Annotated in this window: 16 protein-coding genes; 10 read left to right on the top strand and 6 right to left on the bottom strand. The window is 58.5% G+C overall.

The window, feature by feature from the left end:
• Positions 1-49: 49 nt before the first annotated feature.
• A complete protein-coding gene (gene ggt / locus BLU07_RS13610; RefSeq protein WP_092387805.1) occupies positions 50-1,765 on the bottom strand; it encodes a gamma-glutamyltransferase in 1,716 nt (571 codons plus the stop codon).
• A gap of 118 nt (positions 1,766-1,883) precedes the next feature.
• Here ggt and BLU07_RS13605 point away from each other — a divergent pair, with 118 nt between their 5' ends.
• A complete protein-coding gene (locus tag BLU07_RS13605; protein WP_092387803.1) occupies positions 1,884-2,072 on the top strand; it encodes a hypothetical protein in 189 nt (62 codons plus the stop codon).
• A 234-nt stretch (positions 2,073-2,306) separates the two neighbouring features.
• Positions 2,307-3,971 (top strand): BCCT family transporter, encoded by a 1,665-nt coding sequence (locus BLU07_RS13600; protein ID WP_092387801.1) that lies wholly within the window; start codon positions 2,307-2,309, stop codon positions 3,969-3,971.
• Between the two features lie 58 nt (positions 3,972-4,029).
• Here BLU07_RS13600 and BLU07_RS13595 read toward each other — a convergent pair whose 3' ends face one another.
• The 3 genes from BLU07_RS13595 to BLU07_RS13585 all read right to left on the bottom strand — a co-directional run bounded on the left by BLU07_RS13595 (position 4,030) and on the right by BLU07_RS13585 (position 8,004).
• Entirely contained in the window at positions 4,030-4,731 is a 702-nt protein-coding gene (locus tag BLU07_RS13595; protein WP_231701643.1) for a 3'-5' exonuclease, read from the bottom strand.
• Positions 4,728-6,614 carry a DUF294 nucleotidyltransferase-like domain-containing protein gene (locus BLU07_RS13590; RefSeq protein WP_092387799.1) on the bottom strand — a complete coding sequence of 629 codons (1,887 nt, stop codon included), beginning with the start codon at positions 6,612-6,614 and terminating at the stop codon, positions 4,728-4,730. The genes BLU07_RS13595 and BLU07_RS13590 overlap by 4 nt, the downstream gene beginning before the upstream one ends.
• Before the next feature lie 94 nt (positions 6,615-6,708).
• Positions 6,709-8,004, bottom strand: coding sequence for a mechanosensitive ion channel family protein (locus tag BLU07_RS13585; RefSeq protein ID WP_197675012.1), 1,296 nt, complete (start codon positions 8,002-8,004; stop codon positions 6,709-6,711).
• Between the two features lie 246 nt (positions 8,005-8,250).
• Between BLU07_RS13585 and BLU07_RS13580 the strand changes: the two genes are divergently transcribed.
• The 7 genes from BLU07_RS13580 to BLU07_RS13555 all read left to right on the top strand — a co-directional run bounded on the left by BLU07_RS13580 (position 8,251) and on the right by BLU07_RS13555 (position 16,693).
• Entirely contained in the window at positions 8,251-9,651 is a 1,401-nt protein-coding gene (locus BLU07_RS13580) for an NfeD family protein (protein ID WP_092387797.1), read from the top strand.
• A 51-nt stretch (positions 9,652-9,702) separates the two neighbouring features.
• Positions 9,703-10,482: a slipin family protein gene (locus BLU07_RS13575; RefSeq protein ID WP_092387795.1), complete on the top strand. Its 780-nt coding sequence runs from the start codon at positions 9,703-9,705 to the stop codon at positions 10,480-10,482.
• Positions 10,483-10,501: 19 nt separating this feature from the next.
• The gene (locus BLU07_RS17630; protein ID WP_157719206.1) at positions 10,502-10,675 is read left to right on the top strand and encodes a DUF6435 family protein; all 174 of its coding nucleotides are present in this window, start codon (positions 10,502-10,504) and stop codon (positions 10,673-10,675) included.
• Positions 10,676-10,766: 91 nt separating this feature from the next.
• Positions 10,767-11,897 (top strand): metallophosphoesterase family protein, encoded by a 1,131-nt coding sequence (locus tag BLU07_RS13570; RefSeq protein WP_092387793.1) that lies wholly within the window; start codon positions 10,767-10,769, stop codon positions 11,895-11,897.
• The gene (locus BLU07_RS13565) at positions 11,888-14,524 is read left to right on the top strand and encodes an AAA family ATPase (RefSeq protein WP_092387791.1); all 2,637 of its coding nucleotides are present in this window, start codon (positions 11,888-11,890) and stop codon (positions 14,522-14,524) included. Before BLU07_RS13570 ends, BLU07_RS13565 begins: the two co-directional genes overlap by 10 nt.
• A 122-nt stretch (positions 14,525-14,646) precedes the next feature.
• Positions 14,647-16,428: a GGDEF domain-containing protein gene (locus tag BLU07_RS13560; RefSeq protein ID WP_092389880.1), complete on the top strand. Its 1,782-nt coding sequence runs from the start codon at positions 14,647-14,649 to the stop codon at positions 16,426-16,428.
• Between the two features lie 115 nt (positions 16,429-16,543).
• Complete coding sequence (locus BLU07_RS13555) at positions 16,544-16,693, top strand: DUF3096 domain-containing protein (RefSeq protein ID WP_172830118.1); 150 nt, start codon at positions 16,544-16,546, stop codon at positions 16,691-16,693.
• A gap of 13 nt (positions 16,694-16,706) precedes the next feature.
• On the opposite strand, the gene BLU07_RS13550 is transcribed toward BLU07_RS13555, so the two are convergent.
• Both BLU07_RS13550 and thpR read right to left on the bottom strand, forming a co-directional pair.
• A complete protein-coding gene (locus BLU07_RS13550) occupies positions 16,707-17,390 on the bottom strand; it encodes an SDR family NAD(P)-dependent oxidoreductase (RefSeq protein ID WP_092387787.1) in 684 nt (227 codons plus the stop codon).
• 59 nt (positions 17,391-17,449) lie between these two features.
• Positions 17,450-17,998 carry an RNA 2',3'-cyclic phosphodiesterase gene (gene thpR, locus BLU07_RS13545; RefSeq protein ID WP_092387785.1) on the bottom strand — a complete coding sequence of 183 codons (549 nt, stop codon included), beginning with the start codon at positions 17,996-17,998 and terminating at the stop codon, positions 17,450-17,452.
• 107 nt (positions 17,999-18,105) lie between these two features.
• Here thpR and BLU07_RS13540 point away from each other — a divergent pair, with 107 nt between their 5' ends.
• The gene (locus BLU07_RS13540; RefSeq protein WP_092389878.1) at positions 18,106-18,639 is read left to right on the top strand and encodes a DUF3087 family protein; all 534 of its coding nucleotides are present in this window, start codon (positions 18,106-18,108) and stop codon (positions 18,637-18,639) included.
• Positions 18,640-18,646 lie beyond the last annotated feature (7 nt).

The following is an 18,646-nucleotide window of genomic DNA, read 5'->3' as shown; positions in this document are numbered from 1 at the left end:
CCTTCAAAAGTAATGAATGACTTTAACATACCGGGGTGTCAGCCCGGTGTCAGTCGCCAAGCACCACACCATCCAGCCTCGGGTCAGCGGCTCCTCGCCAGCCGCCGTCGATACGCTGAATGGCATGCACGCCGCTGGTCATGGATTTCAGGCGTACCCGGTGCCCCATGGACCGCAGGGCTTCGGCGTGATCCGCCAGCCAGGTGTCGGCTTCAAGCTCGATACCCTGGCGACGCTCGACCATGTTCGGCATGGCCAGAGCCTCGGCCAGTTCCATCTCCCAATCGAGGCTGGCGACCAGGCTTTTCACCACATAGCCGATAATCCGGCTGCCGCCGCGTGAGCCAATGACCATGATGGGCTTGTCGTCGGCGTCATAGACGATAAAGGGTGACATTGAGCTGCGCGGGCGTTTACCGCCCGCCACTGCGTTCGGGTGTTCACGGTCACCCAGGCGCGGATTGAAATTGAAATCGGTCAACTGGCTGTTGAGCACAAAACCCTGGCTGAGCATGCGGCTGCCAAAGGGTGCCTCGTTGGAGCCGGTAAAAGCGACCAGGTTGCCGGCGCTGTCGACCACGCTCAGGTGCGAGGTGCCATATTCCGGCTCCGGAACCGGCAGTTCGGCGTCGGGGTGTTCGGCAGCGCTACCGGCGACTCCGGGAAGCGGCTCAGCCATGGCTTGCCGAGGATCAATCAGGTGGGCACGCCGGGCCAGATAATCACGCTCCAGCAGCTCCGCAAGCGGTACCTGTACAAAGTCCGGATCACCTATGTAGTAATCGCGGTCGGCAAAGGCCAGACGGCTGGCCTCGGCAATCAGGTGCCAGGACTGGGGATCATCGGCAGACAGTTCGTCCATGGGGAAATGTTCGAGGATGCCGAGGATCTGCAATACGGTGAGCCCACCCGAGGAAGGGGGTGGCGGGCCGCACAGGGTCCATTGCCGGTAGGTGGCACAGACCGGTGGGCGTTCGAAGGCAGCATAGTCGTGCAGGTCACTGAGCTGCATGTCACCGCTGCCCCAGCGTGCATCCTGAACGCGCTGCACAAATTGTTCACCAATCGCGCCGTGATAGAAGCTGTCTGGGCCTTCTTCGGCCAGTTGCCGCAGGGTGGCTGCCAGTTTCGGGTTGTGCAATCGGGGTGGCTCGCCAGCTGCCTGACGGCGGAAGTACTGACGTGTATCGGCGAACAGGCGCAGCGACCAATCGTGTTTGATTTGCCTTTGCAAGCGAGACGGCATGGGAATGCCCTGCTCGGCCAGCTCAATGGCTGGAACAAACAGGCTGGCCCAGGCGAGCTGGCCATGCTCGGCATGTACCTTGGCCATCAATGCGAGCATGCCGGGCACCCCTACTGCGTCGCCACTGGTCATGGCCAGAATGAAGGGTTTGTTCAATCCCGGCCAACGAAAGCGATCGGCAGTTGCTGCCCGGGGTGCGGTTTCGCGACCATCGTAAAAACGGCTTTGGCCTCGGTTTGCATCGTGCAGCAGGATAAAACCGCCACCGCCAATGCCGGTTTCCGGTGCCTCGACCAGGCCCAACACCAGCTTGGCGGCAATCGCAGCATCTGCCGCGCTGCCCCCCTGACGCAGTATTTCGCGTCCAGCTTCGGCGGCCAGCGGGTGCGGAGCACTGATCATGTGTCGGCTGGCTTCGCGTTCGGCACGGCTTTGCATTGCTGGTGTATCGGTTGCCGGATCGCTGCCACTGCAGGCGACAAGCAGGGACAGCAGTGGCAGGGCGACGTATTTGTGCATGTGCAGTCATCCTTGTCGTTTATGCAGTGCATATATCTGCGGGTACAGCATAGTTGCCATGCATTTTGAGGTAGAATAATCTGCGAACTTCTTCTATTTCACCGTGTGTAGGAGCCGCATGTCCAAACTTGCCGATTTTCGCGCGATTGAACGCCAACTGGCGGATCAACTGGCGCAGCTGGAAACCTTGAAACAGGATGACCAGCTCAATGCCGAGCTGGCATTCAATGATGAACTCAAGGCCCTGATCAAGGCCTATGGTCTGAGCAAGCGCGAGGTGGTGGCGATTCTTCACTCTGCAAGCTAGATACCGCTCTGTTCGATGACTCTGTTTTTCTGTTCATTAATGCCGATATTCAACGGCGATGGTAATTTATTGCCCCGTTTTTTTTGCCAAATCACATTCTGCTTCCCATACTAACAGCACGCTGGCCAGCGGCCAGTTTCACTAGAAGTGTTGCCGGGCTAACCTGGCCCGCCAAGCAACCCATCATCCAATTTGCCTGCGTGCAGGCATAACCTCTGCTAGGGAGCACAACCCATGGGTAACGATCCCATCCAACCGGCCACCACGGACCCGCATCATGATGGCGGACCGCCGATCCCGGCCCCGTCCGGTGATGCCAACCTGATCGACACGGATTATGTGATCGGGCAAGACAACATCAAGGGACAGTTCTCCATCGCACTGGATATTCACGGCAAGGTATTCAGTATCTCGGCAATCACCATTCTGCTCTTTGTGGTGCTTACCCTGGCGTTGCAGAATGAAGTCGCCCCCATTTTTACCGCAATCCGTGACTGGTTGACCGGCCATATGGCCTGGTTCTTTATCAGCGCCGCAAATATTTTCGTGTTGCTATGTCTGGTGCTGATTTTTACTCCGTTGGGCAAGGTGCGTCTGGGCGGCAAAGAGGCTGTGGCAGATCATTCCTATCTCGGCTGGTTCTCGATGCTGTTTGCCGCCGGTATGGGCATCGGTCTGATGTTCTACGGTGTTGCCGAACCCATGGGGCATTTCTCGGCAGCCATGGGGGGTACCAGTGTCGGTGAAGCAGGTGCACGGACCGACTGGGCGCCACTGGGCGGAGCCATTGGCGATGCGGAAGCAGCCGCACGGCTGGGTATGGCAGCGACCATTTTCCATTGGGGGCTACATCCCTGGGCGATTTACGCCATTGTGGCCCTGGCACTGGCGCTGTTTTCCTTCAACAAGGGTTTGCCGCTGAGTATCCGTTCGATTTTCTATCCGTTGCTGGGTGAGCGTGTATGGGGTTGGCCCGGGCATGTGATCGATATTCTCGCCGTGTTTGCCACTCTGTTCGGTCTGGCAACCTCGCTGGGCCTGGGGGCGCAACAGGCAGCCGGGGGGATCAGCCATCTGTTCAATATCGGTGGTGGAAACGCCAGCATGGTGCTGCTGATCATCGGCATTACCTTCATTGCGTTGTTGTCGGTGCTGGCGGGTCTGGAAAAGGGCGTAAAGTTTCTGTCACAGATCAATATGGGCCTGGCCGTGTTGCTCCTGCTGTTTGTCATTGTGGTCGGACCCACGCTGGCGATTCTGACCGGTTTCTTCGACAATCTGGGCGCTTATTTGCAGTACCTGCCGGCCCTGTCGAACCCGATCGGCCGTGAAGATGCCAACTTCAGCCAGGGCTGGACTGCCTTCTATTGGGCCTGGTGGATCAGCTGGTCACCCTTCGTCGGCATGTTTATCGCCCGGGTAAGCCGTGGCCGCAGTGTGCGTGAGTTCCTGATTGCGGTATTGCTGGTACCTTCGCTGGTATCCGTACTGTGGATGACCACCTTTGGTGGCACTGCGATCAGTCAGCTGCTCGGTGGTTTTACCGGCGTTCAGGAGGCGGCGCTGGAAATTCAGCTGTTTGCCATGTTGGCAGAGTTGCCGCTGGCCGCAATTACCTCCTTTATCGGTATCGTTCTGGTCATTGTGTTCTTTGTCACCTCGTCAGATTCCGGCTCATTGGTGATTGATACCATTACCGCCGGAGGCAAGGTCAATGCGCCGGTGCCGCAGCGTGTATTCTGGGTGCTGATCGAAGGGGTAATTGCCATTGCCCTGTTGCTCGGTGGTGGCCTGGTCGCCTTGCAGGCGATGGCAGTGTCTACCGGGCTACCCTTTACCGTGGTGTTGCTGGTGGGTTGTATCGCCATTGTGAAAGGCTTGCTCAGTGAGCCACGCTAGGTAGTTATCGCACCACAACCGCGGGGCGTTATGGGTAACCATGGCGCCCCGTTTTGGTTTACGACCAGAACTCTTTGACCGCGCGGCCGGCATCCACATGCCTGCTGCATTGGGCTTGCAGCAACTCGGCGCTGGCGATCGCATCGGTCAGCGCATGATGCGGTTGATAGGCGGGCAAGTGATAACGCGAACGACAGTCAGCCAGGCGCAGGGATGCCGGACCCTTGCCACGCAAACGGTCGAGCCAGCTGCGTGATTGCCGTGGGTGCTGACGGGCTTCCAGCTGCATGGTATCAATCAGCGGAAAGTACAGCGCCTGCCCCAGCAATTGTTTGACCGCATGCGCAAGAAACTCACGTTCGATCGGGTGGTAATGCACCAGTGCAACCTTGCCCTGTAAATGCTGCAAAAGCATGGGCAGGACGTCGGTCAGCGGTGGGGCATGACGAACCTCGGCGTGGGTGATACGGTGCAGCGGGATGCTGTCGATGCTCAGATGGCGTGGACGCACTACCTGATACCAGTGCTCGGCACAGCGCACGCGTTGGCTGCTGCAGTTAACCAGTCCGATGCTGACAATCGCATCGCGCGTCGGGTCCAGCCCGGTGGTTTCGATATCCAGTGCCACCAGAGGTATCTCGCTCAGCGGCGTATCCGGAGCAATATCGAATGCCCGGTAAAAGTCGGCCAATGCCGGGTGGCTGGCATGTGCCGCATGGGCAGCCATCAGCTCGGGCCATTCGGTCCTGGTTTTACTCACGGGCTGCGCTCCGCGCCGCCGGGTGGGTAGCGAAAACGCAGGAATTTCTGCGCATTGCTGAGCACCTGAAAGGCTTCTTTCAGGCTGTGTCTCTGGCTGGGTGTGAGCGCTTCCGGTTCGATATAATTGTTTGGCTCATCATCGTGCTCCAGTTGCCAGGCTTGATGGCGGATGCGCACGCTGGAGAGAAATTCCAGTGCGGCACGCAAGCTTTCGATGGCTTCGGCGGGTAATAGCTTGGTCTGCGCGATGGCATCCAGCCGCTCATTGCTGTTCTGCGTGGTGGAGCCGCAGGCCAGTGCATGGACACGGATCAGGTCGGTCAGTGGCGCTGTGCCTCGCCCCTTGAGATTGATGATGTTGTTCTGTTTGCCATCCTGCTCCATCACGAATGTACGAAAAAAGCCCAGCGGTGGCGTGCGATTCAACGCGTTGCGAGCCAGGCTGGCAAGAAAGGCCGGGCTCTGGCTGGCCTGATCGGCAACTTGTTGTTGCAGCTGCGAGACCAGCTCGGTTTCACCGTGCACAGCGTCCAGATCAAAGAAAATACAGCTGTTCAGCAATGTCTGCGGATTGGGTTTGGCAATCCACTGCTGGAAATAGTTCTTCCAGACGCTGAGTGGCTGTCGCCAGTCGCGATTGGTGGCCATGATGCCTCCCTTGCAGTAGCTGTAACCACAAGCGGCCAGACCATCACTGACGCGAGTTGCCAACTGAATGAAATAGGCATCATGCCGGGCAGGGTCAAAGCGATCATCCAATACCAGGGCGTTGTCCTGATCGGTGACGATCAGTTGCTCATCCCGCGCCATTGAGCCCAATGCCATAAAGCAATAGGGTACCGGAGGTGGGCCCAGCTCTGCTTCCGCAAGCTCAATCAGGCGCTGAGAAAAGTTGCGTCCGATGCTTGATAGCGCACGCCCGATCATATGCGCCGTGGCGCCTTCCTTGACCATGCGGGCAAAGGTGGCGCGCACGTCGGGCAGTAACGCCTGCAGCTCATTGGCCGACTGGCAATTGAAGATATTGTTGACCAGGTACAGGCTGCTCTGGGTTTCGAAACGTGTGATGTCTGCCAGGCTGACAACGCCGAGTGGACGGCGACGGTGCATGATGGGCAGGTGATGAATATTGAAGCGCAACATGGTCAACATGGCTTCAAATACGGAATCAGTGCTTTGCAAGGTAACCGGGTTGCTGGTCATCACCTCGCTGATGGGCGTCTCGTAGCCCAGCCCCGGCGCAACCACACGGTTGCGAAAGTCACGGTCGGTAATAATCCCGATCATATTGGATGCGTGGGGAGTGTCCACGTTGTCATCCATCACCAGGAGTGACGATACCCCGGCTTCGCTCATGGCCTGGGCGGCGGTCTGTACGCTGTCATTGACGGTTACGCTGACTGCGCGTCGGCTGAGTAATTTGCTGATCCGCACTTGCATGCGCTCGGCGGCCTGATCCTGATCGGCGACCGCTTTTTGCAGGCGGCTCTGACCCTCGGCCTCGACAAAATCGGCAAAGTTGTCGAACTGCTCGCAGAGCTGGTGGAACTGGCTGTCTGGCAGCAGGTAGATCAGGCAGTCTTCCAGCGCCTTGGCCGGGAAACGTACCCGATTGCTGCGTAGCAGGCCAAAGTGGCCAAAAATATCGCCTTCACTGAGACGGTTGTAGAGTTCGCCGTTGCGCCGATAAACCTCGACCGCGCCGCTGCGCACATAGTGCAGTTGATGAATGGGTTGATCAAACGCCAGGATCTCGCTACCAGCCTGAAAGTAACTGATTTCCACCTGGCTGGCGAGCTGTTCCAGGGTCTCTTCGGGGAGTTGTTCGAAGGGTGGAAAACGGCTCAGGTGATCACGAATTTCGATCAGTTCAATCTGCATGGCATGGCTCGACAGTGGTGTACGCAAAACGTCTACTGCCCAGAGTCTAGAACACTCGTGGGCAGAAGCACATCGGCTTGCAGGGAGCCCCGGGCTATTCCTGGCGTGGCAAGGGGCCCTTTATATGCAGGTCGCGTTGCGGGTAAGGAATAGTGATGTTGGCTTGCTTGAATGCGCGCCAGATAGCCAGGTTGATGGCGGAACGCACGCTGCCGACGCCGGCCTCAGGGTCGGCAATCCATACTCGCAGTTCGAGCAGAATACCGTTGTCACCAAACTCGACCAGATTGACCAATGCCGGGGGCTCCTGCAGAGCACGTGGCGACACGCTGGCAGCTTGCTGCATGAGTTCCATGGCCTGTTCCGGGTCGTCGTCATAGCTGATTTCGACCTGAATACGCAGGCGGATATTACGGTCGGCATAGCTCCAGTTGATGACTTCATTGGTGATCACGTTTTCGTTCGGAATCAGGGTGTCCACACCATCCCGGTTGCGCACCACGATGTAACGTGCCCGCAGTTCCTGTACCCAACCAAAACTTTCACCGATGGTGACTACATCACCGGGTTTGATCGAGCGGTCGAGAATCAGGATGAAGCCGCTGATGAAGTTACTGGTTATTCGTTGCAGGCCAAAGCCCAGCCCGACCCCGAGTGCGCCGCCAAAAACCGTCAATGTGGTGAGGTCTATGCCAACAAGGTTGAGTGACAGAAGCACGGCCAGGGTAAGCAGGAAAACCCGGCTGAATTTGCCCAGTGCAACCTGAAGTCCCGGCGAGACATGTGTGAAGCCGCGCATGCGGCGTTCAATCAGCGCGGACAGCCAGAATGCCAGCGAGAGCATCAAGGCTACCAGCAACAGCAGTTTGAGCACATAAAGCAGTGAAATACGGGTTTCGCCAAGCGTAACTGCCAGACTATCCAGCAACTGCAGCATGTGCGGCAGAATACCTACCAGGTGCAGGGCTACCAGCGTCCATATGCTGAAGCTGATGATGTTTTCCCAGGTCTTGAGTGCCGGCGTGACCGGGAAACCCTTGCGCAACAGATAGACCACAAGGCGGACACCAGCCATGGATAGCAACAGTGGTATGGCCAGGTCCAGCAATTGTGTTTCCAGCTCACTGCCGAGCAGCAGACTGCGCCCGATCATCACCCACAACAGCAGACTCAGTGGAGCCAGCAGACGTTGCCCGGAGCGGCTGAGCAGGTGCCGTAACTGGCGGGTGCCGTCGATACCGGCCAGCGACTCCAGGCGTGGCGACAGCGTTTTGCGTAAAAACAGGGTAATGCCTGCGGCAAACAGCAGAATGATTACTTGATAGACCACCAGGGGGCTGGTCCAGAACAGGTAAGCCTGCTGAAGCAGGAGGGAAAGACGGTCAGACAAGCGCTGGGTGCTCCATGGCAATTTTATGACTCACTATAGCGCATGCAGCATGGCCTGTCGGCGGTGCAACCCGGAACCCGGTCATACGGTGTCACGTATTGCCAGGTTTGGCAGTCTGCCGACAGCAACCGACTCTGCTAATCTGACATCATCAGATCAGGTATTGGAGGGCTAGGCGTGTCCCTGTACAAGCAACATGGTCGCACCCGGGGTCTAGCTTCGGGCTGGTTGGCCTTGAGCAGTGTCATGACAGTTGTCGTGGGTGTATTCATGGCGCTGTTTGTCCACAATTATCAGGCGATGGCCAGCGAAAGCAGTGAGCGACGCAGTGGCATTGTGCTCAGCGTGAACGATGCCATCGGACCGGCAACCATGGACTACCTGGTGCGGGGGTTCGAGCAGGCCGCTGCTGACAATGCTGCTCTGGTGGTAATCGAGCTGGATACACCGGGCGGGCTGGTTGACTCCATGCGCCTGATCAACAAGCGGATACTTGCTTCCCCGGTGCCGGTTGCTACCTATGTGAGCCCCTCGGGAAGCCGGGCCGCGAGCGCTGGTACCTATATTCTGTATGCCAGTCATATCGCTGCGATGGCCCCGGCGACCCATCTGGGCTCGGCAACACCGGTCCAGATGGGGGGTATGCCCGGCAGTGATGAGCCGGAGCCCGCATCCCCCAGCGAAGAGGATGTCGGCGACGACGCTGCCGAGGAGGCTGGCAAGACTGAAGAGTCGTCCAGTCCGCGTCGGGGTGGCAGCGCCATGGAGCGCAAGATGCTGGAAGACTCGGTCGCTTACATTCGCGAGTTGGCCGAACGGCATGGCCGGAATGCTGACTGGGCTGAAGAGGCCGTGCGCGAAGCGGTCAATCTGGGCTCGCAGGAGGCCCTGGAAAAAAATGTAGTGGACGTGGTGGCGCGTGACATTGATGACTTGCTGCAGCAAATTCATGGTCGCACTGTTGCGATGGCCGGGGGAGAGCTGACGCTGGATACTGCCGAACTCGAGATGGTCCGCGTTGATCCCAACTGGCGCACGCAGCTTTTGGCGGTAATCACCAACCCGAACATTGCCTACTTTCTGATGCTGATCGGTTTTTACGGCATCATTTTTGAGCTGTCCAACCCGGGCAGTATCTTTCCCGGGGTGATCGGCGTGATCAGTCTGGTGCTGGCTCTGTTTGCCTTTCAGGTGTTGTCGGTCAATTACGCCGGGCTGGTGCTGATCATTCTGGGGCTGGTTTTTATTATTGCCGAGGCCTTTGCGCCCAGTTTCGGCATTCTGGGTATTGGCGGGATTGTCGCTTTTGTTGTCGGTTCAGTGATTCTCATGGATGGCAGTCATCAGGATATTTCACTGCCTACCATCGGGGGCGTCGCGGCGATAGCGGCGGGTTTCATGCTCTGGGCGCTTTACCGGCTGGTGGGGTTGCGTCGCAGCCCGGCTGCCAGTGGTGCAGAACACCTGTTGCGTGAACGTGCTCTGGCACTGGATGATTTTGTCGCTGGCGGTGACAGTTATCTCGGGCATGTGCAAGTCAGTGGCGAACGCTGGAATGCCCGTGCCGGACAGCCGGTCAAGGCCGGTACCTGGTTGACTATTCGACATCTCGACGGCTTGACGCTGGAGGTCAGCCCCGAGCGGTAACAGCGGATAGCCGCTATCGGCGGTGTCTGCACTCAAATTACAGGAGGTTGTATGCTTGGCGATATAATTCCCTATATCACTCCCATCGTCTTTTTCCTCATCATCATCGCGTCGGCGATACGTATCCTGCCCGAGTATCAACGTGGCGTGGTGTTCTTTCTCGGTCGCTTTCAGGGTGTCAAAGGACCGGGCCTGATTATTGTGATTCCCGGTCTGCAGCAAATGACCCGGGTGGATTTGCGTGTGGTCGCGCTGGATGTACCGAGCCAGGATGTTATCTCCCGCGACAACGTCACGGTCAGGGTCAACGCGGTACTGTATTACCGGGTAGTCGACCCGGAGCGCTCGATTATCCGGGTAGAGAATTTTTCCGAGGCCACCAGCCAATTGGCGCAAACCACCTTGCGTTCAGTACTCGGCAAACACGACCTGGATGAAATGCTCTCCGAACGTGACAAGTTGAATGCGGATATTCAGGAAATCATTGATGCCCAGACCGAAGAATGGGGTGTCAAGGTAGCCAATGTGGAAATCAAGCACGTCGACCTGAATGAAAACATGATCCGCGCGATTGCCCGGCAGGCTGAGGCAGAACGGGAGCGTCGGGCCAAGGTGATTCATGCCGAAGGCGAACTGCAGGCTTCGGAAAAACTGGTCGAGGCCGCCAATGTGATGTCCCGTGAGCCCGGCGCCATGCAGTTGCGTTATCTGCAGACACTGGCGGATATGAGTAACACCAATGCTTCGACCATTGTGTTCCCGTTACCCATTGATCTGCTGGATGCGCTGACCAAAAACGCCAAAGGTGGACATTCCGATAACCAGCGATAAATTCAATTGAGGGCAAACCATGTTCGGCTTCTTACGCCAGGATCCACGAAAAAAACTGCGCAAGGCCTATGATGCCAAGCTTGAAGCGGCCATGACGGCACAGCGCAATGGTGATATACGGACCTATTCCACGCTCAGTCAGGAGGCTGATGCACTGTGGCGTGAACTGGAGGCCATGGACAAGGTTGGCTAGTCGGCTGGCTGGACAACGCCTGCCTGGCGCGGCTAGGGTGTGGCCTTGACATCATAGTGCTGCGATCCAGTACCCAAGGAGTTATCCCGTCATGCCCAGTTTTCTGCATACCGCAGACTGGCAAATCGGTCGTCAATACGGCCGTTTTGCCAGCGATGATGCGGTTGCTCTTGCTGAAGCCCGTTTTAGCTGTGTCGAGCGTATAGCTGCCCTGGCGAGCGAGTGGCAGGTTGATGCAGTGCTGGTTGCGGGTGATGTCTTTGACGCACAAACCGTATCCGATCGCATCATCCGTCGCCTGTTCAATGCGCTGCAAGCCTATGCCGGGCCATGGTTGCTGCTGCCCGGCAACCATGATGCTGCGCTGGTGGAAAGTGTCTGGAGCCGTGCCGTGCGTCTGCAGGCGGTACCGGACAACGTACACCTGTTGTTGCGCCCGGAGGTTCACCGTTTTCCCGCTGCCGGTTTTGCGGTATTGCCCGCCCCCCTGACCCAGCGCCAAACCAACCGCGACCTGACCGACTGGTTTGACAGCGCTGATACACCGGCTGCTCTGCTGCGAATCGGGCTGGCGCACGGTAGCGTACAGGGCATTCTGGCGGCTGATATCGACTCCCCCAACCCGATTGCAGCAGGTCGCGCCGAGCAGGCGCGCCTGGATTACCTGGCACTGGGTGACTGGCATGGTTTGAAACAGGTTGATGCGCGCACCTGGTATAGCGGTACTCCCGAGCAGGAGCGCTTCAAGGCCAATGGGGCGGGTCAGGTACTCAAGGTCGAGATTCCCGGGCCGGGGGCTGCGGTGCAGGTTAGCGCCCATGAGGTGGGCGGTTATCAATGGCAGCAGTGGCAGCGGGATATTCAACTGGCCAGCGATATCGATCAATGCATCGCAGACCTGGATGCGCTGCCGGATACCAGCGTACTCGATCTTGCCTTGCGTGGAACCACTGACCTGAGCGGCTTGCAGCGATTGCAGCAAGCGTTGTCGGTGGCTGCCGGCCGTTTTCGCAGCCTGGCCTGTCATTGGGGGGAATTGACGCTGGCGCCAAGCGCTGAAGACCTGGTCAGCTTGCAGGCCGATGGCTATCTGGCCGAGGTGGTGGAGCAATTGCAACAGCGGCAAGCGGGCCCGGATGCCGAGGTGGCTCGAGAAGCGTTGATGATTCTGGCCACTCTGATGCGTGATCATGCCCCGGCAGGAAGCAAGACATGCAACTGATCGAGCTGGAGGTCAATCAGTTCCGTCAGTTTCGCAAGCCCTTGCGGCTGACGGAATTGCAGCCCGGCCTGAACGTGATTGCCGGACCCAACGAATCGGGCAAAAGTACCCTGGTACGAGCAATTCGTGCCGCATTCTTCGAGCGGCATGGTTCCAGTGTGGTGACCGACCTGCAGCCTTGGGGAGACAGCTCGGCGGCACCGGAAATCAGCCTGCGCTTTCTCTGGCAAGGTGAAAGCTGGCACTTGCACAAGCGATTTCTCAAACAGAAGCGCTGCGACCTGCACATAGAAAACCAGCACTGGAGTGGCAGTGAAGCAGAAGAAAGACTGGCTGCGCTGCTCGGCTACGAGTTCCCCGGCAAGGGGGTCAGCAAGGCTGAACACTGGGGGATTCCCGGCCTGTTGTGGATTGAACAGGGCAGCGGGCATGAAATCAGCGGCGCGGTGAGCCACGCCAGTGAGCATCTGCAGGCAGCACTGGGCGATACCCTGGGTGAGCTGGCCAGTAGCGGCGGTGACCGTGTCGTGGATGCCGTGACTGCACAATTGGCAGAATTGCAGACAAAAACCGGCAAGCCAACGGGTCGCTACGCCCAGCTTGTGCAAACGTCCAGGGAACAGGCGGAAAAAGTGGCAGTACTGACGGAGCGGGTTGCGCAGTATCGCTCCGAAGTCGATCAGTTGGGTCTGCTGGTTCAACAACAGGCTGCCGATGAACAGCAGCAACCCTGGTTGGAGTATCGCCGCCGCGAGCGCGAAACCCAGCAAGCGCTGGATCAGGTGGCGCGCTTGCAACAACAGCAGGAACAGGATCTGCAGCTGCAGGAGCAGTGTGGCAACACTTTGCGTCTGATTCGTGAACAGATCGCCGGCTTCAAACACCAGCTGGAAGAGCGTGAGCGTCGCGAGCAAGCGCTGGCCAATGCGACGGCCAACTGTCAGGCCCTGGAGCAGCACAGGCAAGAAGCCGCCGCCGACCAGCAGCGTGCCGAACAGGAGCATGTCGTCGCCCGAGCGCAGCTGAGTCAGGTGCGGGAACAGGTGCAACGGCAACAACAAGCATCCGAGCGTGCTGCCTTGCAGGCACGGCTGGAACAACTGCAGCCACAAGTTGAAACGGCCATGCGCTGCGCAGCAGACGTGGCTGACTGGCAACGCAGGCTGCAGCAGAGTCAGTTGCCCGGTGCGGACCTCAAGCAACTTCGCCAGTCGCGCATTACCCTGGATCAGGTGCTGGCGCGACAACAGCAGGCGGCGACACGACTGGAGTATGACTTGAGCAACGGGGCTGTCAGCCTGAATGGGCACACCTTGCAAGGCAAAGGTGCCCAGGCGCTGACGCAGTCGGCTGAGCTGGACCTGGGGACACTGGGCCGGTTGCGCATTTTGCCCGGTGGCAGTGATCTGGGTGAGTTGATGCGTGAGCAACAGCGCCTGCAGGACGAGTATGCGTTACTGTGTCGGCAGCTCGGCGTCAGCGATCTGAACGCAGCCGAACAACGCCAGGAACAGGCGCAGCTCGCAGAGCGGGAGCTGGCGTCAGCGCAAACCCGTCTGGCGGGTTTGGCTCCACAGGGGGTGGCCGCATTGGAGCAGGAGTTGGCCGACTGCCAGCAGCAGTTGGCTGCGTTGCCCGAATTGCCCACAGAAGCTCCCCGGCAACTGACCGATATCTCTCTGCATCAAGCGGAAAGCCTGTTTGCCGCAGCCGAGCAGCAGTGGCGTCAGGCAGAGCAGCGTTGCCGCGACCTTCAGCAGCAGTTGTTGGCTGCCGAGCGCGAGAAGACTACCGCTCAAGCTGAACTGAGTCGATTGCAAACCCATATTGCCGATCTGCACAGTCAACAACAGGAGCAGGGGTTAACCGACCAGCTGCGGGCGCAGCTGGATATTGCGCAGACGATTCAACAACGGCTCAGTGAACGTGCCGAACAGATTGCAGCGGCACGTCCGGATATTCTGCGGGATGACCGGTTGCGTTTTACTCGCACGGCTGAGCAGCTGGAGCAGGCCTTTGCCGAGCGTAAAACCGTCATTGTCGGCTTGCGCAGTGCTTTGCAGGCCCTCAATGCAGAAGCCCTTGAGGAGCAGTTGGCTGTTGCGCGTCAGGCCGCAGAACAATCCGTGCAGCGTTTGCACGAGGTTGAGCGCCGCGTAGCTGCCCTGAGTCTTCTGAAAGACTTGCTTGCCGAGCAGCGACAGGCGTTGACCAGACGTTTGCAGGCTCCGTTGCAGGCGCATATCCAGCACTATTTGCGTTTGTTGTTTCCGCAGGCGGATTTGCTCGTTGACGAGCAACTGCAGCCCCGACAGTTGGTACGGCAGCAAGCTGGTGGTGCGATCAATGATCCTTTGGAAACACTCAGTTATGGCGCGCGGGAGCAGATGGGGCTGATCAGTCGTCTGGCCTATGCCGACCTGCTGCAGGCCGCCGGACGGCCAACCCTGATCATCCTGGATGATGCCCTGGTGCACAGTGACAACCAGCGCCTGGATGACATGAAGCGAATCCTGTTTGATGCCGCACGGCGGCATCAGATCCTCCTGTTTACCTGCCACGCTGACAAATGGCAGGACCTGGGGGTGCCGGTACGGCAAATGCAGCAGTTGACCGGCGGACTCTGAGCCCGCCATCTGCCGAGCGGGTTGTCATCGAATTGTCATTGCTGACTGTCAGCATGGAAGTTACAAGCATCACCTGCCAGGGCGGCGGCCTGATACTCCCTGTTTTGCTGCTGGAACTCTCCATGACCGTCAATGAACAACGTGAGGCGTTACTCGCCATCCTGGCTGAGGGCGCGGTGTCAATTCTGTTTCAGCCTATCGTGTCCACCATGCAGAGGCGGATTATGGGTTATGAGGCCCTTACCCGGGGGCCATCCAACAGCCCGCTGCATTCTCCGCTGACCCTGTTTTCCGCAGCACGTCACTGGGGGTTGTTGACCGAACTGGAAATGCTGTGCCGTGGCAAGGCGGTCGAAGCCTTCAGCCGCATGCAACTGCCGGGCAGGCTGTTCCTGAATGTCTCACCGGAAAGCCTGCTGGAAAAACAGCATTATCCCGGGCGCACTCTGGCCATGTTGAAAGCCGTCGGCATGTCGCCAGAACAGGTGGTGATCGAACTGACCGAGCAGGCCCCCATCGATAATTTCGGCTTGTTGCACAGTGCCCTTTTCCATTACCGGGATATGGGGTTTTCCATCGCTCTGGATGACCTGGGTGCCGGCTATTCCAGTTTGCGCCTGTGGTCGGAGTTGCGCCCTGATTTCGTCAAGATCGACCGGCATTTTATCGATGGTTTGCATCGTGATCCGCTGAAACGCGAATTCGTCGGCTCCATACTGAGCCTGGCGAATGCTTCCAAGGCGCATATTATTGCTGAAGGGATCGAGCAGCCGGAAGAACTCAGGGTGCTGGAGGATATGGGAGTTGACTGGGTTCAGGGCTACCTGCTCGGGCGCCCGGCTGTTGAGCCCTTGCGGCAACTGGCGGACTGGGACGTGCGCCTGCAGGCCCCGGTTGACCAGGTACAGCTGGAGCCCGAGCAGGCCCTGGATTCACTCCTGTTGTCGGTGCCCGGGGTGCATCAGAGCGAAAAGGTCAGTGCGGTACTGGCACGCTTTCATCAGCAGGCCAGTCTGAACAGCCTGGCGGTGCTGAATGACAGTGGTGAACCGGTCGGTACGGTGCATTGCCACAGCCTCAGCCAGACGATGCTGAAACCCTTTGCTTCCGAGCTGCACGGACGCAAGCCAATCAGCCAGTTAATGGACCGTGATTACCTGGTGGTTGATGTACAGCAGAGCCTGGAGCGGGTCAGTCGCCTGTTGACCAGCCGGGCGAGGCAGCGGATGGAAGAGGATTTCATCATCGTGCGCAATGGTCAGTATCTGGGCCTTGGCCGGGTGATTGATGTGCTGCGGCAGATTACCGAATTGAAAATACGCCAGGCGCGGCATGCCAATCCGCTGACGCTGTTGCCGGGCAATATTCCGATTCAGGAGTGCCTGTCTCGCCTGTTGGCCAATCAACAGGCGGCACAGCTGTGTTATGTCGATCTGGATGCTTTCAAGCCGTTCAACGATATCTATGGCTATGGCAAGGGCGATGAGGTGTTACTGGGTCTGGCTCAGATCCTGCGCAGCCTGTGTGATCCGCGCTGTGATTTTGTCGGTCACATTGGTGGTGATGATTTTATGCTGGTGTTGCGCAGTGATGATTGGCGCGAGCGTTTGCAGCTTCTGGATCAGCGTTTCCAGCAGCTGTGCCGGTCAATGTACCAACCGGCGCATCTGGCTGCCGGGGGCTTTTCTGCGCCGGACCGTGAAGGACGCTGGCGGCAGCACGGTTTGCTGCAACTATCGGTGGGTGTGGTCAGTCTGCCGGCCAGTGGGCATGGTATTTATGACCCGGCGCAACTGGCTGAACGGGCCTCGCATGCCAAGCATGCCGCGAAAAAAATCAGTGGCTTCAGTGTGGTGTGCGAACCCTTGACAGAGAGTCAGGCTGGCCAGGCCGCTCTGTCATGACCGCAAACCGGGTGGTCACCAGGCCGAAACTGCAGCGGCTGCCAATGAGGTCACTGCTTGATCCCGGCATGGTCTAGACTGGTAGTTGTTTCCAACCAACATCTGGAGTTTGTTCATGACTATTGCCCTTGCACCCTTGCTGTCACTGATTGCCGGTATCCTGATTTTGATCGTACCGCGCCTGCTGAACTATATTGTTGCGGCTTACCTGATCATCGTCGGGCTGGTGGGCCTGTTCGGCAATCAGCTGAACTTTGCCCTCTAGCCTGCCCTGAGCTCTAGCGCGTTGCCCAGCCACCGCTGAGTGGAAATACCTGGCCAACGAAACAGTTGGCGGCGTCACTGCACAGGTAGGCGACAAATTCGGCATCTTCTTCCGCGCTGACCAGACGGCCCAGAGGTACTTCGTTGGCCAGCCGCTGCTGAAAGCGGGGGTTGGCCTGTACTTCGGGTGGGAAGTAGGTCGGGTTGTCGACAAAGTTCTGCGCGATGGCGTTGATCTGGATGTTGTCTGGGGCCATTTCCACGCCGATTGCCTGTATATAGGCCAGCTGCGCGCCACGCGCAGCGCTGTAGCTTGATGCTCGCTTCATGCCGCGCAAGGCTGCGGCACTGCCGATCAGCAGTATCTTGCCCGCCTGACGTGACTGCATCCTGGGCAATACCGCTTTGCACAGACGCATCAACGGATGAACCATGGTGTCGAACACGGCCTGCCATTCCTGTTCGTCGACGTCGGGAGCACGGGTGTTGGGTGCCGGCAGTGCCAGATTGGCCACCAGTACATCCGGAGTGCCAACCCGTCCGATCAGCTGGGCGGGAGCGTCAATGTCGAGCAGAGGGTCCGTATCGGCGATGACCTCGGCCCCCTGCGCGCGAAGGGTCTGGCAGATGGCTGGTCCCATAAAGGCGTCGGCGTGGGTGACCAGAATTCGTTTGCCTTGCAGACTGCTCAGCGACATGCTGACTCCTGTACTCGAGAAATGACATGGTTGGTTTGCCCGGCGGCGGCAAGGCGTACTCAGGCATGATGAGGTTGGCGTAACGGATAGCGTCCAAGCACATGATAACGCCCCTGACCATTATTGCGACTTTCAAACAAGCTGACATGGGTGACGCCCCAGGCCGGCAATGCCAGTTCATGATGTGCCTCGACAAAGTCGTTCAAACTGGACTGATGTCCGGCTCTGATGCGTGCCAGCGTGATATGCGGATGATAGTCATGCATCTCCGCTGGCAGGTTCAGGGCCTGCAGGCTCTGGTCGAGTTGTTGCTTCATTGCTTGCAGCGATGGGCTGGGTGCCAGGCCAGCCCAGAGGATGCGTTGGTCAAAGTGGCCGATGCCGCTGACCTGCAGGCTGAAGGGGGTGATCGCAGACTGCTTCAGCAATTGATGGATATCCTGCTGACGCACCGGGTCCAGTTGGCCGAGAAAGCGAACCGTGATGTGCAGGTCTTGCGGAAGGTGCCAGCGTGCGCCGGGCAAGTCAGTGGTCAGGCGCGCGAGCAGCCTTTGCAGGCTACCGGGTAACTCCAGACCGATAAACAGGCGTTTCCCGCTATTTTCCATGGGTTCCCTCCATGTCCGCGCACCTGCCCCGTGCAATCTGCGCTACCATGATCAGCCTAGTCTGCTATGGCAGTTTTTTCCCGTTTTTGACTGCGGAGTTTGTCAGCATGTTTGTCATCGAGCAGCGTGACCCGCTGAGCTACCGGCGCGATACGCGCCAGAGTACTATTCGCCTGATTGTACTGTTTGCCGTGCTGGGCATGCTCATGTCCATGGGCCTGGTTGCTCTGTTTGGCCAGCCGGGGATGAGTAATTTTCGCTGGAACCTGCTGGGCGTGCTCCTGGCGCTGATGCTGACAGTCATCCTGGTCCGCCAGGTTTTCTGGCAGCAGCCATGGATGGGCTCGGCTGCCTACGGCTGGCAGCTCAAGCGCTGCATGCTGCGCATTACCAACTGCCAGCATCAGCTCAAGGCCGGGGTGACCGCACAGCACCCTGCAGCCATGAAACTGCAGCGTTTCTATCATCTGGGACTGAGCGAAATGTACCGGCTGGATGGCAATCAGGAAGCCCTGGATACGCTGGCTGCCGACAAGCTGGCCCATGAGCAGGCACTGCATGAGCTCGGCTTGCCCGTTGACCTGTATCAGCTGGACCCGGCCTGGTTGCACGAGGTCCAGCAGATCAAGGCGCCACGTTAAGCGGGGC

It is taken from the genome of Halopseudomonas salegens (assembly GCF_900105655.1).
GTDB lineage: Bacteria > Pseudomonadota > Gammaproteobacteria > Pseudomonadales > Pseudomonadaceae > Halopseudomonas > Halopseudomonas salegens.
This window is presented reverse-complemented; position numbering and strand designations above follow the sequence as displayed.